The organism is Streptomyces sp. NPDC007856 (assembly GCF_042868225.1).
Lineage (GTDB): Bacteria > Actinomycetota > Actinomycetes > Streptomycetales > Streptomycetaceae > Streptomyces.
In genome coordinates, this window is record NZ_JBIAEC010000012.1 from 130,619 (window position 1) to 144,684 (window position 14,066).

The window sequence follows — 14,066 nt, forward strand, 5'->3', positions numbered from 1 at the left end:
GGCCGCCGCCACTGACAGCGGCTCAGCCCAGGGCCTGTTCCAGCAGCTCGGCCCATTGGGCGACGACTCGGGCGCGGCGGGCGGTGTCGTCGGTGAGGAGGTTGGCGAGGCCGAGGCCGCGGGCCATGTCGAGGAGGCCCTGGACGGTTTCGCGGACGCCGGGGCGGGTCTCGTCGGCGCCGAGGAGGTCGACGGCGATGCGGTGGGTCTCGCGGCCGACGCGGGCCTCCAGTTCGGTCACGCGAGTGCGCAGCTGGTCCTCGTTGGAGGCGGCGACCCACAGGTGCAGGGCGGCGCGGAAGAGGGGTCCGGTGTAGAGGTCGACGAGGGCGGCGACGACGGCATGGCGGTTGGCGGGGCCGGACGGGAAGAGTTCCCGGAGGGCGGTGGAGCGTTCTTCGGCGACGTATTCGACGGCGGCCGTGAACAGGTCCTCGCGGGTCGGGAAGTGGTGCTGGGCGGCGCCGCGGGAGACTCCGGCGCGTTCGGCGACGACGGCGACGGTGGAGCCTGCCCAGCCGTGTTCGGCCAGGCAGGCCACGGCGGCCTCCAGGAGCCGCTGCCGGGTGGCCCGGCTGCGGTCCTGCTTGGGCGCCCGGTCGCGTTCCCTGGACACCCGGTCGTGTTCCGCCGTCGTGCTCATGTGGTCACACCGCCCATGCCGCGTCCCGTCTTTCCAGGAAGGCCGTCATCCCCTCCCTGGCCTGGTCGGAGGCGAACAGCCGGGCCGAGAGGGCGGTCAGGTCCGCCGCGTCCCGGTCGAATGTTTCCAGCACCCTAGCCGTGAGCAGCCGTTTCGTCTCGGCCAGGGCCTGGGGTGCGGCCTGGCGCAGTCCGTCGAGGATCGGGGCGAGGGCGTCGTCGACGTCGTCGCCGGTGACGGTGAGGAGCCCGGTGCGTACGGCCTCGCGCGGGTCGAAGCGTTCCCCGGTGAGGTAGTAGCGGGCCAGGGCGCGCTGGTCGGCGCGGGGGATCACCGGCAGGGAGATCACCGCGGGTGCGACGCCGATGCGGACTTCGGTGAAGGCGAAGGTGGCCGTGCTGGAGGCGGCGGCGATGTCGCAGGCGGCGAGCAGGCCGAGGCCGCCCGCGCGGACGTGTCCGGTGATGCGGGCGACGACCGGTTTGGGCAGTTCGACGATCTGCCGGAGCAGGGCCACGAGGGCCTCGGGCCCGGGCGGGTCGCGCAGGTCGGCGCCGGCGCAGAAGGTGTTGCCGGTGTGGGTGAGGACGACGGCGCGTACGTCGGGGTCCTTGCCGCATTCGGTGAGGGCCTCGGCGAGGCCGGAGACCAGGGCCGCGGAGAGGGCGTTGCGGGTGTCGGTGGAGTCGAGGCTGAGGGTTTCGACGGCACGCGCGCGTGTACGGCTGATCGGCGTCACGGCAGCTCCCTCAGTTCCCGGCGCAGGATCTTGCCGGAGGCGGCGCGGGGGACGGTGTCGATGAAGGTGACCTGGCGGACCCGTTTGTAGGGTGCCACCCGTTCGGCGACGTACAGCATGATCTCGCTCTCCGTGAGTTCCTCGGCGTCGTCCGCCCGGCGGACGACGAAGGCGTGCGGGACCTCGTTGCCGTCGTCGTTGTAGCTGCCGATGACGGCGGCGTCGGCGATGCCGGGGTGGGTGAGCAGCAGGGCCTCCAGTTCGGCGGGGGCCACCTGGAAGCCCTTGTACTTGATGAGTTCCTTGACCCGGTCCACGACGAAGAGCCAGCCGTCCTCGTCGACGTGCCCCACGTCCCCGGTGTGCAGCCAGCCGTCGACGTCGATCAGCGCGGCGGTGGCGTCGGGTCGGCCGAGGTAGCCCTTCATCACCTGGGGGCCGCGGATGAGGATCTCGCCGCGCTCGCCGGTGCCGAGGTCCTTGTCGGGGTCGTCCAGGGAGACGATCCGCATCTCGGTGCCGGCGATGAGCCTGCCGACGGTGCCGGCGGGGGCGTCGTGCAGCCGGTCGAGGGGGACGACATGGGTGCCGGGGGACAGTTCGGTCATGCCGTAGGCCTGGCCTATCGGGGGCAGGCCGAGCCGCTGTGCGCAGGCGCGGGCGAGGTGGGCGTCCAGCGGGGCGGCGGCGCTGAGGACGTACTTCAGGGAGGAGAGGTCGTAGCGGGCGACCGCCGGGTGCTTGGCGAGGGCGAGGACGATCGGCGGGGCGACGTACAGGCCGGTGATGCGGTGGGTCTCGATGGCCGCGAGGAAGGTCTCCAGGTCGAAGCGGGGCAGGACGACGACCGTGGCGCCCTTGCGCAGGGGGGCGTTCATGAGGGCGGTGAGGCCGTAGATGTGGAAGAAGGGCAGGACGGCGAGGATGCGGTCGTCGGGGGTGGCCGGGACGGCGGGTTCCAGCTGGGCGAGGTTGGTGGCGATCTGCCGGTGGGTGAGCATCACGCCCTTGGGGATGCCGGTGGTGCCGGAGGAGTACGGCAGCGCGGCGATGTCCTCGGCCGGGTCGAAGGCGTGCTGCGGCTCGGGTGTGGTCGTGGCGAGCATGTCGATGAGCGACCGGTGCCCGGGCGCGCTGTCGCAGACGAAGATCTCCCGTATGCCGCCGGAGAGTTCGGCGGCGCGGCGGGCCGTCTCCAGCAGGGGTGAGACGGTGACGATCCAGTGGGCGCCGCTGTCGCCGAGCTGTTTGGCGAACTCCTCGGGCGTGGCGAGCGGGTGCACCGTGGTGACGGAGGCGCCCGCGCGTGTGGCCGCGTAGAAGGCGGTCGGGAAGGCGATGGTGTTGGGGCTGTGCAGGGCGAGGACGTCGCCCTTGCGGACATGCGCGTCGGCGAGACCGGCGGCGACGCGCCGGTGGAACCGGTCCAGCTGCTCGTACGTGAGCGTGGTGCCGTCCGTGCCGTCGATGAGGGCGGGGCGCTCGCCGAACTCGGCGGCGCGGCCCAGGACGGCCTCGTGGATGGGGAGTGCTACGGGCGGGACGTCTGCGTACTCGCTGCGGAACACGGTTCCTCCAGGACGGTCGGCGCGGCCGCCTAGTACGACTTGGGCAGGCCCAGCGTCTGATGGGAGACGTAGTTGAGAATCATCTCGCGGCTCACCGGGGCAATACGAGCCACGCGTGCGGCCGTTATCAGCGAGGCGAGCCCGAACTCGCGCGTGAGCCCGTTGCCGCCGAGGGTGTGCACGGCCTGGTCGACGGCCTTCACGCAGGCCTCCCCGGCCGCGTACTTGGCCATGTTGGCGGCCTCGCCCGCGCCGATGTCGTCACCGGAGTCGTAGAGGTGGGCCGCCTTCTGCATCATCAGCCGGGCCAGCTCCAGGTCGATGTGCGCCTGCGCCAGGGGGTGGGCGATGGCCTGGTGGGCGCCGATCGGGGACTTCCAGACGGTACGGTCACGGGCGTACTCGATCGCCTTGGCGAGCGCGTACCGGCCCATCCCGACGGCGAACGCGGCGGTCATGATCCGCTCGGGGTTGAGTCCGGCGAACAGTTGCAGCAGACCGGCGTCCTCGTCGCCGACGAGCGCGTCGGCGGGCAGCCGTACGTCGTCCAGGACCAGCTCGAACTGCTTCTCGGCGGCGGCCAGTTCCATGTCGATCGGCCGTTTCTGGAAGCCCTCGGCGTCGGTCGGGACGATGAACAGACAGGGCTTGAGGCGTCCGGTGCGGGCGTCCTCGGTACGGCCGACGATCAGGACGGCGTCGGCCATGTCGACACCGGAGATGAAGACCTTGCGGCCGGTGAGCAGCCAGTCGGCGCCGTCGCGGCGGGCGGTGGTGGTGATGCGGTGGCTGTTGGAGCCGGCGTCGGGTTCGGTGATGCCGAAGGCCATGAGACGGGTGCCGTCGGCGATTCCGGGGAGCCAGGTCTGCTTCTGGGCCTCTGTGCCGAAGCGGGAGATGACCGTTCCGCAGATGGCCGGGGACACGACGAGCATGAGCAGGGGTGCGCCCGCGGCACCCAGCTCTTCGAGGACTATGGAGAGTTCGGCGATGCCGCCGCCTCCGCCGCCGTAGGCCTCCGGCAGGTTGACGCCGAGGTAGCCGAGCTTTCCGGCCTCGGACCAGAGTTCGGTGGGGGGCTTTCCGGCGGCGACCGTCTGGACGAGGTAGTCGCGTCCGTAGCGCTTGCCGAGGGCGGCTACCGCTGAGCGGAGGGCTTTGTGCTCTTCGGTTTCGATGACGGGAGACATGAGGCTCCTAAGAAGAGGTTTCCTGCACTACGGCGAGCAGCGTTCCGGGTTCCACCTGCCGGCCGGTCCTGGCGTGCAGCGCGGTCAGGGTTCCGGTGACCGGCGCCGAGATCTGGTGCTGCATCTTCATCGCCTCCAGCCAGATGAGGCCCTGACCGGCCTGAACCGTTGCCCCCTCCGCCAGGCCATCGGCGATGCGGACGACCGTGCCCGGCATCGGCGCGAGCAGGGAACCGGGGGCGAGCTGGGCGGTGGGATCGGGGAATCGGGGCAGGGCGGTGAGGCGGGTGGTGCCCACGTACACCTCGTCGCCGTAGCGTGTGGTCCTGAACTTCCGTTCCACACCGTCCACTTCGAGTACAACCGCACGCTCGTCGGCGTGCACGACCCGTACCCCGTCCGCAGCCAGGCCCTCCCTCGTGTGCCAGTAGCGGACCTCCTGCTCCTCCCCCGCCACCGCGTACCGCTTCACCTGCGGCTGTGAGGGCAGGTTGCGCCAGCCGCCGAAGCGGGAGCGGCCGTGGGCGTCGGCGAGGGCGGCGGCGAGGGGGGCGTACGAGCCGGGGGCGGGCTCGGTCAGTGCGGTGAGGTGGCGGTCGTAGAAGCCGGTGTCCATGCGGCCGCTGGTGAACTCCTCGTGGCGCAGGGAGCGGACCAGCAGGTCGCGGTTGGCGGCCGGGCCGTGGATCTCCGCGCGCTCCAGCGCTCCGGCGAGCCTGCGGATCGCCTCCGCGCGGGTGGCTGCGTGGGCGACGACCTTGGCGAGCATCGGGTCGTAGTGGACGCCGATGGTGTCGCCGTCGGTGTAGCCGGTGTCCAGGCGGACCCCGGCCGGTACGGCGAGGTGGTGCAGGGTGCCGGTCTGCGGGGCCCAGTCGTGGGCGGGGTCCTCGGCGTACAGGCGGGCCTCGATCGCGTGGCCACGCGCGCGTGGCGGGTCCTTTTCGAGGGTCCCGCCCTCCGCGATCCGGATCTGTTCGGCGACCAGGTCGATGCCGAACGCCTCCTCGGTCACGGGGTGCTCGACCTGGAGGCGGGTGTTCATCTCCAGGAAGTGCGCGCGGCCGTCGGCGACCAGGAACTCGACGGTGCCGGCGCCGACGTAGGCGACGGCGCACGCGGCCTGCACGGCCAGCGCGTACAGGTCCTGCGTGAGCCCCTCGGAGAGGCCGGGCGCCGGGGCCTCCTCGATGACCTTCTGGTGGCGGCGCTGGAGGGAGCAGTCGCGGGTGCCGAGGGGCCAGATCGTGCCGTGGGTGTCGGCGAGGATCTGCACCTCGACATGGCGGCCGTGCTCCAGGTAGGGCTCGATGAACACCTCGCCGTCACCGAAGGCGCTCGCGGCCTCGGCGCCTGCGCTCTCCAGTGCGGCGCTCAACCCCTCCAGACGGCGCACGATCCGCATTCCCCGCCCCCCACCGCCGGCGGCCGCCTTCACCAGCACCGGCAGATCGGCCTCCGTGACCTGCGCCGGGTCGAGGGGCGCGAGACCCATCAGCTCCTTCGCGCGGGTCTTGGACGCCATCGCCTCGATGGCCTCCGGCGGCGGGCCGATCCAGGTCAGGCCGGCATCGAGCACGGCGCGGGCGAAGTCGGGGTTCTCGGAGAGGAAGCCGTAGCCGGGGTGCACGGCGTCCACGCCGGCGGCGAGGGCCGCCTTCACGATCAGATCACCGCGCAGATACGTCTCGGCGGGCGCCGCGCCCGGCAGCCGTACCGCCGTGTCGGCCACGCGCGCGTGGAGCGCGTTCTCGTCCGCGTCCGAGTGCACGGCGACCGTCCGGATTCCCAACTCACGGCAGGTGCGGAAGATCCGGCAGGCGATCTCGCCCCGGTTGGCGACGAGCAGAGTCGAAATCACGTGATCCCTCACATCCGGAAGACGCCGAAGCCGCCGCGCGCGCCCTCGTAGGGCGCGGTGTGGAGGGCCGACAGGCACAGGCCGAGGACGGTGCGGGTGTCGCGCGGGTCGATGACCCCGTCGTCGTACAGCCGCCCGGACAGGAACATCGGCAGCGACTCGGACTCGATCTGCTGCTCCACCATGGCGCGCAGGGCGGCGTCCGCGTCCTCGTCGTACGGCTGCCCCTTCGCCGCCGCCGACTGGCGGGCGACGATCGAGAGCACGCCCGCGAGCTGCTGCGGCCCCATCACGGCGGACTTGGCGCTCGGCCAGGCGAACAGGAACCGGGGGTCGTACGCGCGCCCGCACATGCCGTAGTGCCCGGCGCCGTACGACGCCCCCATGAGCACGGACAGGTGCGGGACCCTGCTGTTGCTGACCGCGTTGATCATCATCGAGCCGTGCTTGATGATCCCGCCCTGCTCGTACTCCTTGCCCACCATGTAGCCGGTGGTGTTGTGCAGGAAGAGCAGCGGGATGTCGCGCTGGTTGGCGAGCTGGATGAACTGGGCGGCCTTCTGCGACTCCGCGCTGAAGAGCACGCCCTGCGCGTTGGCCAGGATGCCGACCGGATATCCGTGCAGGGCGGCCCAGCCGGTGACCAGACTGGTCCCGTACAGCGGCTTGAACTCGTCGAAGTCGGAGGCGTCGACGATCCGGGCGATGACCTCGCGCGGGTCGAAGGGGATCTTCAGATCGCCGGGGACGATGCCCAGCAGTTCCTCCGGGTCGTACTTGGGCGGCTCGGCGGGGCCGGGATCCGGGTACGCCTTGCGGTGGTTCAGCCGGGCCACCACCCGGCGGGCCTGGCGCAGGGCATCCGGCTCGTCGACGGCGAAGTAGTCGGCGAGGCCCGACACGCGCGCGTGCATCTCGGCGCCGCCCAGGGACTCGTCGTCGCTCTCCTCGCCGGTGGCCATCTTCACCAGCGGGGGCCCGCCGAGGAAGACCTTCGCCCGCTCCTTGACCATGATCACGTGGTCGGACATGCCGGGGATGTAGGCGCCACCGGCGGTCGAGTTGCCGAAGACGACGGCGACGGTCGGGATGCCTGCGGCGGAGAGGCGGGTCAGATCGCGGAAGATGGCGCCGCCCGGGATGAAGATCTCCTTCTGGGACGGCAGATCGGCCCCTCCCGACTCCACCAGGCTGATGCAGGGCAGCCGGTTGGCGCGCGCGATGTCGTTCGCCCGCAGGGCCTTCTTCAGGCTCCACGGGTTGCTCGCGCCGCCGCGCACGGTCGGGTCGTTCGCGGTGATCAGGCACTCCACGCCCTCGACCACGCCGATGCCGGTGACGATCGAGGCGCCGACCGTGTAGTCACTCCCCCAGGCGGCCAGCGGGGACAGCTCCAGGAAGGGCGTGTCCGGGTCGAGGAGCAGCTCGATCCGCTCCCGCGCGAGCAACTTGCCGCGTTTCCGGTGCCGTTGCACGTACTTCTCGCCGCCGCCCGCGAGCGCCTTGGCGTGCTCGGCCTCCAGTTCGGCGAGCTTGGCGAGCATGGCCTCGCGGTTGGCCCGGTGGTCGGGTCCGGCCGGGTCCAGGGCCGAGGTCAGGGTGGTCACAGCAGGGCCTCCGGGATGTCCAGGTGGCGGGAGCGCAGCCATTCGCCGAGGGCCTTGGCCTGTGGGTCGAAGCGGGCCTGCGCGGCGACGCCCGCGCCGAGGATGCCCTCGACGACGAAGTTGACCGCGCGGAGGTTCGGCAGCAGATGCCGGGTGACGGGCAGGTCCCGGCTCTCGGGGATCAACTGCCGGAAGCTTTCGGCGGTCAGCTCGTGCGCGAGCCACCGCCAGGCCTCGTCACTGCGCGCCCAGACGCCGACATTGGCATTGCCGCCCTTGTCCCCGCTGCGGGTCCCGGCGACCAGGCCGAGCGGTGCGCGGCGGGTCGGCCCGGGCGGAAGGGGATCGGGCAGGGCGGGTTCCGGTACGGCGTCCAGGGGCCGGGTCTCCTGGGGCGGCGCCACGGGGACACGCCGTCCGTCGTGGAGGACGGCCATATGGTCGACGGCGCCATGGGGGACGTACACATCCTCGAAAACCCCATAAGGCGAGCCCTTCCCCGGTGGGGAGAGCACATGGAAGCCCGGGTAGCTGGCCAGCGCCAGCTCCACGGCAGCGCCGCTCAGCGCCCGCCCGACGACCCGCTCGTCCGCGTCCCGTACGACGAGCCGCAGCAGTGCGCTCGCGGTCTCCTCGGTGTCGGCGTCGGCCCGGTCGGTGCGCACGAGTTCCCAGCGGACCTCGGCGGGCGGCGACTTGGCGAGCACGTCGGAGAGCTGCGCCCGCACCAGCTCGGCCTTCGCCTCGATGTCGAGTCCGGTGAGGACGAAGACGACCTCGTTGCGGAAGCCGGCGAGCCGGTTGAGGCCGACTTTCAGGGCCGGCGGCGGTGCCTCGCCGCGCACGCCCTCGATCCGCACCCGGTCCGGCCCGTCCTGGCTCAGCCGTACGGTGTCCAGCCGGGCGGTGACATCGGGGCCGGCGTACCGGCCGCCACCGGTCTCGTACAGCAGCTGCGCGGTGACCGTGCCGACGTCGACCAGGCCGCCGGTGCCGGGGTGCTTGGTGATGACACTGCTGCCGTCGGCGTGGATCTCGGCGAGCGGGAAGCCGGGCCGGCATACGTCCCCCTCCCGGAAGAACGCGTAGTTCCCGCCGGTGGCCTGCGTCCCGCACTCCAGCACATGCCCGGCGACGACAGCCCCCGCGAGCCGGTCGTGGTCCGTCCGCGCCCACCCGAAGTGGGTGGCGGCGGGCCCGGTGACCAGGGCCGCGTCCGTCACGCGCCCCGTGACGACGATGTCCGCACCGGCCCGCAGACACTCGGCGATGCCGAAGCCGCCGAGGTAGGCGTGGGCGGCGAGGGCGCCGGGGTGGGAGGCGGTGAGGTCGTCGCCCTCGACGTGCGCGACGCGGACCGGGATGCCGAGGCGGCCGGCCAACTCCCGTACGGCATCGGCGAGTCCGGCCGGATTGAGCCCGCCCGCGTTGGTGACGATCTTCACCCCGCGCTCATGGGCGAGGCCGAGGCAGTCCTCCAGCTGGCGCGGGAAGGTGCGGGCGTAACCGGCGCCGGGGTCCTTCAGCCGGTCGCGGGCGAGGATCAGCATGGTGAGTTCGGCGAGGTAGTCGCCGGTGAGGACGTCGACCTCGCCGCCGGTCAGCATCTCGCGCAGAGCGCCCGTGCGGTCGCCGTAGAAGCCGGAGAAGTTGCCGATGCGGAGGCCGGTCACGCCGGGTCCTCCTTCGGCGGGCGGCCGCCGCCGGGCGGGCCCGCGAAGGCCTGGGCGATGTCCAGCCAGCGGTCGGCGTCCGGGCCGACGGCCGTCAGGGCGAGGTCGGCCCGGTGGGCGCGCTGGGTGACGAGGAGGCAGAAGTCGAGAGCGGGGCCGGTGACGCGTTGCGGGGCGTTCTCGGGGCCGTAAGCCCACAACTCGCCGTTCCATGTGGTCAGTTCCACGCGGAACTCCTCGGCCGGCGGGGTGAGGTCGTGGACGGTGTAGGCGAAGTCGCGTGTGCGCACCCCGAGTCGGGCCACATGCCTGAGCCGGTCGGTGGGTGGGCGGACCACACCCAGGGCGTCGGCGATGTCCAGGCCGTGGGCCCAGGTCTCCATGAGGCGGGCGGTGGCCATGGAAGCGGCCGACATGGGTGGGCCGTACCAGGGGAAACGGGCGCCGGGCGGTGCGGTGCGCAGGGCCCGGTCGAGGGCGGTGCGCCCCTCGCGCCAGGCCGACAGCAGCTCGACGGGCGCGAGCCGGGCGCCTTCCGCCGCGCCCTCGTCCACGAAGGAGTCGGGGGCGGCGAGCGCCTTCTCGACCAGCGCTTGGAAGGCGTCGGCGTCGGTGATGGCGAGCAGGGCCGAGCGGTCTGTCCAGGCGAGGTGGGCGATCTGATGGGCGAGGGTCCAGCCAGGGGCGGGGGTGGGCAGTGCCCACTGCTCGCGGCTCAACTGGGCCACGAGCAGGTCGAGTTCCTCGCTCTCGGCACGCAGGTCGTCGATGACGGGCGTCGGGTCGGCCATGGGGGGAGCATGGCAGTGTAGGCAGAAACAATCAAGCACGCTTGCATGAATTTTCCCTCCTCTTCCCCACCCGCGCCTGGTCGGCCTTCGTGCAGTCGGTCAAGGGCTGAAGCGACTGATCAGCCCCCGGCCGGAAGCGGCCGGGGGCTGGGATGCGCTGCGTGGACGATCGGCCCCGTCGGCGAATTCACTCCGCGCCGACCGCCCGCCACCTGCTTGTCCAGGAAGCCGGGGCGGTACCCGACGAAGCGGAGGTCGTCCGGCAGCACCTCCTCCGCCGCTGCGAGGACGTCCGGTTGGCTCACTGCACGACGAGGTCGATGGGGTGATGCGGGTCCCAAGGGCATACGGCGACGGTCAGGCGACCGCGGCCCGGCGAGACTCCGGTAGGGTCGTTGGCCCACAAGGTGTCCGCGGCTTTCTGGTCTTCGTAGGGGATCCAACTGTTCGTGCTGGGATCCCATTCGCGTTCGTCCGCCGTCAGCAGCGGGGCGAGTTCCGCGCCGCAGACGGAGCAGAGCAACGGCCGTGGCCCCGTAGGAGGCCACGCCACATACCCGCCGACCTTCCAGCCAGGAACCGTGGACAGATCCGAGATGTACCGGTCGCCCGCGTCCTCAGGCCCTTCCCATGCGGCGATGCGTTCCTGCATGGCAGGGTCGAGCGTCATGAAGTAGGGATGCTCGATGATTTCCTCGGGATCCAGCACGCAAGGGGACGGGACGAGTTCTTCGCGACCGACGACTTCGGGCACCGGCTGCTGCGCCAGCGGTGTTCCGACGTCCTGGGAGTGCCGCCACCGTAGGTGCACGTAGAGTTCGTGGCGAGTGTCTTCGCCGTCCCACTGCCACTGCTCGCTGCTCCCGTCGGGGCCGACGCGTGTGAGTAGCCGTCCTTCGGCATCCCAGCCGAAGCGAGACGTCTGGCCAAGCGCGTCGGTGAGTTCGAGGACGTCAGGCCTCCGGGGCCGGTTCCACCCTGGCCTTGCCCCGGCCCACCTGGGTGCGGACCGCGCCGATGCTCGCCGTGATGACCAGGGTGATGGCGGCGGCCTCCGCGGCGGACAGGGACTGGCCGAGGATCAGGAAGCCGGCCGTGGCCGCTATCGCCGGCTCCAGGCTCATCAGGATTGCGAACGTGGATGCGGGAAGGCGGCGCAGGGCCAGGAGTTCGAGGGTGTAGGGCAGGACGGAGGAGAGCAGGGCCACCGCCGAGCCGATGGCGACGGTGGTGGGGTTCAGGAGGCGGGTGCCCGCCGCGGTGATGCCGATGGGGAGGAAGAGGAGGGCTGCGACCGCCATGGCCAACGCCAGGCCGTCCGCCTGAGGGAAGCGGCGGCCCGTACGGGCGCTGAAGAGGATGTAGATCGCCCACATGGCACCGGCGCCCAGAGCGAATCCGACACCTGTGGGGTCCAGACTGCTGAAGCCTCCGCCGCTCAGCAGGAAGACGCCGAGCAGGGCGAGGCCCGCCCACAGCGCGTTGATCGCGCGGCGGGAGGTCAGGACGGACAGGGACAGCGGGCCGAGGACCTCCAGGGTGACCGCCGGGCCGAGCGGGATGCGAGCCACCGCCTCGTAGAAAAGGCCGTTCATCGCGCCCATGGCGATACCGAACGCGATCACCGTGCCCCAGTCGGCACGCGAGTGGCCGCGCAGACGGGGGCGGCAGACCAGGAGGAGGACCACCGCGGCCGCGAGGAGGCGCAGGGTGACGACGCCCGGTGCGCCCGCGCTCGGCATCAGGGTCACCGCGAGGGCGCCGCCGAACTGGACCGAGATGCCGCCGGCCAGGACCAGGCCGACCGGGCCGAGCGAGCCGAAGCGGCGCGGTCCTCGGGCAGGGGTGACCGGGGTCGGCGTGGCGGTGCTGGAGGTGGCGGTCACGGGCGGTCCTGTGCTTGATCGGGTTCGTTCATCTCGATGTACTACCAGGTCCAGGGTAATGGACTTTGACAGGTGCGTGAACCCTTTAAGCAGCTGTCCCGGATGCTGGAATCAGATACCCGGCCACGCCTCCTCGTCACGGAAGGCGTAGGGCGCGTAACCGTACTGCTGCTGAGAACGGCCTCAGCGCAGGGTCAGGTAGACGTCAAGTGCCTTGTGCAGCAGGCGGTTCAGGGGGAAGCCCCACTCGCCCAGGTACTCCACGGCCTCGCCGCCCGCGCCCACCTTGAAGCGGAGCAGGCCGAGGAGGGGGTCGGACTCCTCCAGGGTGTCGGTGATGCCCCGGAAGTCGTAGACGTGCGCCCCGAGTTCGTGGGCGTCGCACATCATGCGCCACTGCATCGCGTTGCTGGGCTGCACCTCGCGTCTGCGGGCGGTGGAGGCGCCGTAGGAGTACCAGACGTGCCCGCCGACGATCAGCATCGTGGCCGCGGCGAGCACGTCGCCGTCGTGGTGCGCGAGATACAGCCGCATCCGGTCGGGGTCCTCGGCGGTGAGCGCGGTCCACATGCGCTGGAAGTACGGCAGCGGGCGCGGGATGAACCGGTCGCGCCGGGCCGTCTCGGCGTACAGACCGTAGAAAACCGGCAGGTCCTCGTAGCCGCCCCGGACGACCTTCACGCCCGCCTTCTCGGCCTTCTTGATGTTGCGCCGCCACTGCTGGTTGAGGCCCCGGTGGATGTCGTCCAGCGACCGTCCGGCGAACGGCACCTGGCACACATACCGCGGCTGACCGGCGGCGAATCCCTCCTCGCCGCCGGGCTCGGCCTGCCGCCAGCCCATCCGGCGCAGCCGGCCGGCCAGGTCCGCGGCGCCCTGTTCGGACGAGGTCGGCGGCACGTCCCGCAACCGGTGCGCGTCCGGGTCGGCGATCGCGGCCTTGACCGCCTCGGTACTCCAGCGCCGGGCCACCACGGGCGGGCCCATCTTCACCGAGAACGCGCCCAGCGCCTTGAGATGGGCGAGCATCGGCTCCAGCCAGCGCTCGAGGTCGGGCGAGTCCCAGTCGATGACCGGGCCCTCGGGCAGATAGGCCAGATACCGTCTGATCTTCGGCAGCGGCCTGAGCAGCACCAGCCCGGCCCCGGCGAGCCGCCCGTCCGGCTGGAACCAGCCGAGGCTCTCCGCCTTCCAGTCCGCCTTCACATCCCCCCACGACGGCACCTGCATATGACTGACGGAGGGTCGGCCCGCCACGAAGGCGAGGTGCTCGGCACGGGTGATGGCCCGGAGGGTGAGGGTCATGCGCGCTCCTTGGAGATCGCCGGTCAGGTCGTCCTATGAACCATCCCTCCCGTCCTTCGGTCCCCATGCCGCCAGCACCTGAGTGTCCGTCGCCCGGGCGTACAGGTAGTGGTCGGCCCACTCGGCGATCTCCGGGTAGGCGCACTCCGCGGTGAGCCGGGCGACGGCCGCCGGGATGTCGTACGGCGTCACGCGCAGGTCGGTGCCGGGGCCCAGGAGGCACCAGTGGGCGCCGGGGCGGCCGTAGGGCATGCCGACGCTGCCGGGATTGACCACCAGGCGGCCGTGCGCCAGACGGGCGTACGGCATGTGGGTGTGGCCGCAGACGACCGTGCCGATGCCGGGGTCGAGGCCGGTGAAGACCTCCGCCCAGCGGTCGGGGCGGGAGTCCACCAGCACCAGCTCCTCGTCGTCGCGTGGGGTGGCATGGCAGAACAGGACCGTGCCGAGGCCGCGGACGCGCAGGGTGAGCGTGCGAGGCAGGCCGGCGAGGAAGTCGATCTGCTCCTCGCGAAGGGCCCGGGCCGCGTGCGGGCCGATGGGGTCGGGGATGTCGGTGCGCTCGCCGCGCCGGTACTCCACCAGCTCCCGGTCGGCGTTTCCCGCGAGCCACAGCACCCGCTCGCCCTGCTCCCGCAGCAGGTCCAGCACCTCGGCCGGCTGCGGGCCCGCCGTGATGTCGCCGGTCAGGACGATACGGTCGGCCGCCGCCACTTCGGGCTCCGCCAGCACCGCCGCCAGGGCGGGCAACACACCGTGGATGTCGGACAGCACGGCCACCCTGCTGTATTCCTCGGTCACTT

At 71.8% G+C, this 14,066-nt stretch carries 13 protein-coding genes and 1 pseudogene; all 14 read right to left on the minus strand.

The window, feature by feature from the left end:
- Positions 1 to 22 precede the first annotated feature (22 nt).
- On the minus strand, positions 23 to 643 hold the full coding sequence (locus ACFYOH_RS27260; RefSeq protein WP_388630503.1) for a TetR/AcrR family transcriptional regulator: 621 nt from the start codon (positions 641 to 643) through the stop codon (positions 23 to 25).
- 4 nt (positions 644 to 647) lie between these two features.
- A complete protein-coding gene (locus ACFYOH_RS27265; protein ID WP_388630506.1) occupies positions 648 to 1,382 on the minus strand; it encodes an enoyl-CoA hydratase family protein in 735 nt (244 codons plus the stop codon).
- Positions 1,379 to 2,950: a 4-coumarate--CoA ligase family protein gene (locus tag ACFYOH_RS27270; RefSeq protein ID WP_388630509.1), complete on the minus strand. Its 1,572-nt coding sequence runs from the start codon at positions 2,948 to 2,950 to the stop codon at positions 1,379 to 1,381. Before ACFYOH_RS27270 ends, ACFYOH_RS27265 begins: the two co-directional genes overlap by 4 nt.
- A gap of 29 nt (positions 2,951 to 2,979) precedes the next feature.
- Positions 2,980 to 4,140 carry an acyl-CoA dehydrogenase family protein gene (locus ACFYOH_RS27275; RefSeq protein ID WP_388630512.1) on the minus strand — a complete coding sequence of 387 codons (1,161 nt, stop codon included), beginning with the start codon at positions 4,138 to 4,140 and terminating at the stop codon, positions 2,980 to 2,982.
- Positions 4,141 to 4,147: 7 nt separating this feature from the next.
- Positions 4,148 to 6,001 (minus strand): acetyl/propionyl/methylcrotonyl-CoA carboxylase subunit alpha, encoded by a 1,854-nt coding sequence (locus ACFYOH_RS27280; RefSeq protein ID WP_388630515.1) that lies wholly within the window; start codon positions 5,999 to 6,001, stop codon positions 4,148 to 4,150.
- Positions 6,002 to 6,009: 8 nt separating this feature from the next.
- Complete coding sequence (locus ACFYOH_RS27285; protein WP_388630517.1) at positions 6,010 to 7,608, minus strand: acyl-CoA carboxylase subunit beta; 1,599 nt, start codon at positions 7,606 to 7,608, stop codon at positions 6,010 to 6,012.
- A complete protein-coding gene (locus ACFYOH_RS27290; protein ID WP_388630520.1) occupies positions 7,605 to 9,281 on the minus strand; it encodes an acyclic terpene utilization AtuA family protein in 1,677 nt (558 codons plus the stop codon). Before ACFYOH_RS27290 ends, ACFYOH_RS27285 begins: the two co-directional genes overlap by 4 nt.
- Positions 9,278 to 10,072, minus strand: a complete 795-nt coding sequence (locus ACFYOH_RS27295) for a TIGR03084 family metal-binding protein (protein ID WP_388630523.1) — start codon at positions 10,070 to 10,072, stop codon at positions 9,278 to 9,280. Before ACFYOH_RS27295 ends, ACFYOH_RS27290 begins: the two co-directional genes overlap by 4 nt.
- Before the next feature lie 119 nt (positions 10,073 to 10,191).
- A complete protein-coding gene (locus tag ACFYOH_RS27300; protein ID WP_388630526.1) occupies positions 10,192 to 10,377 on the minus strand; it encodes a hypothetical protein in 186 nt (61 codons plus the stop codon).
- Positions 10,374 to 10,781 carry a hypothetical protein gene (locus ACFYOH_RS27305; RefSeq protein WP_388630529.1) on the minus strand — a complete coding sequence of 136 codons (408 nt, stop codon included), beginning with the start codon at positions 10,779 to 10,781 and terminating at the stop codon, positions 10,374 to 10,376. The genes ACFYOH_RS27300 and ACFYOH_RS27305 overlap by 4 nt, the downstream gene beginning before the upstream one ends.
- A 150-nt stretch (positions 10,782 to 10,931) precedes the next feature.
- Positions 10,932 to 11,012 (minus strand): annotated as a pseudogene (locus ACFYOH_RS27310) (RHS repeat domain-containing protein); the annotation flags it as partial.
- Between the two features lie 13 nt (positions 11,013 to 11,025).
- The gene (locus ACFYOH_RS27315) at positions 11,026 to 11,958 is read right to left on the minus strand and encodes a DMT family transporter (protein WP_388630532.1); all 933 of its coding nucleotides are present in this window, start codon (positions 11,956 to 11,958) and stop codon (positions 11,026 to 11,028) included.
- Positions 11,959 to 12,141: 183 nt separating this feature from the next.
- On the minus strand, positions 12,142 to 13,263 hold the full coding sequence (locus tag ACFYOH_RS27320; RefSeq protein ID WP_388630535.1) for a lipid II:glycine glycyltransferase FemX: 1,122 nt from the start codon (positions 13,261 to 13,263) through the stop codon (positions 12,142 to 12,144).
- Between the two features lie 33 nt (positions 13,264 to 13,296).
- Positions 13,297 to 14,064 carry a metallophosphoesterase family protein gene (locus ACFYOH_RS27325; protein ID WP_388630538.1) on the minus strand — a complete coding sequence of 256 codons (768 nt, stop codon included), beginning with the start codon at positions 14,062 to 14,064 and terminating at the stop codon, positions 13,297 to 13,299.
- Positions 14,065 to 14,066 lie beyond the last annotated feature (2 nt).

Coding starts and splice junctions, on each gene's coding strand:
- ACFYOH_RS27320 (WP_388630535.1), bottom strand. CDS start 13,263: ATGACCCTCACCCTCCGGGCCATCACCCGTGCCGAGCACCTCGCCTTC.
- ACFYOH_RS27295 (WP_388630523.1), bottom strand. CDS start 10,072: ATGGCCGACCCGACGCCCGTCATCGACGACCTGCGTGCCGAGAGCGAG.
- ACFYOH_RS27260 (WP_388630503.1), bottom strand. CDS start 643: ATGAGCACGACGGCGGAACACGACCGGGTGTCCAGGGAACGCGACCGG.
- ACFYOH_RS27275 (WP_388630512.1), bottom strand. CDS start 4,140: ATGTCTCCCGTCATCGAAACCGAAGAGCACAAAGCCCTCCGCTCAGCG.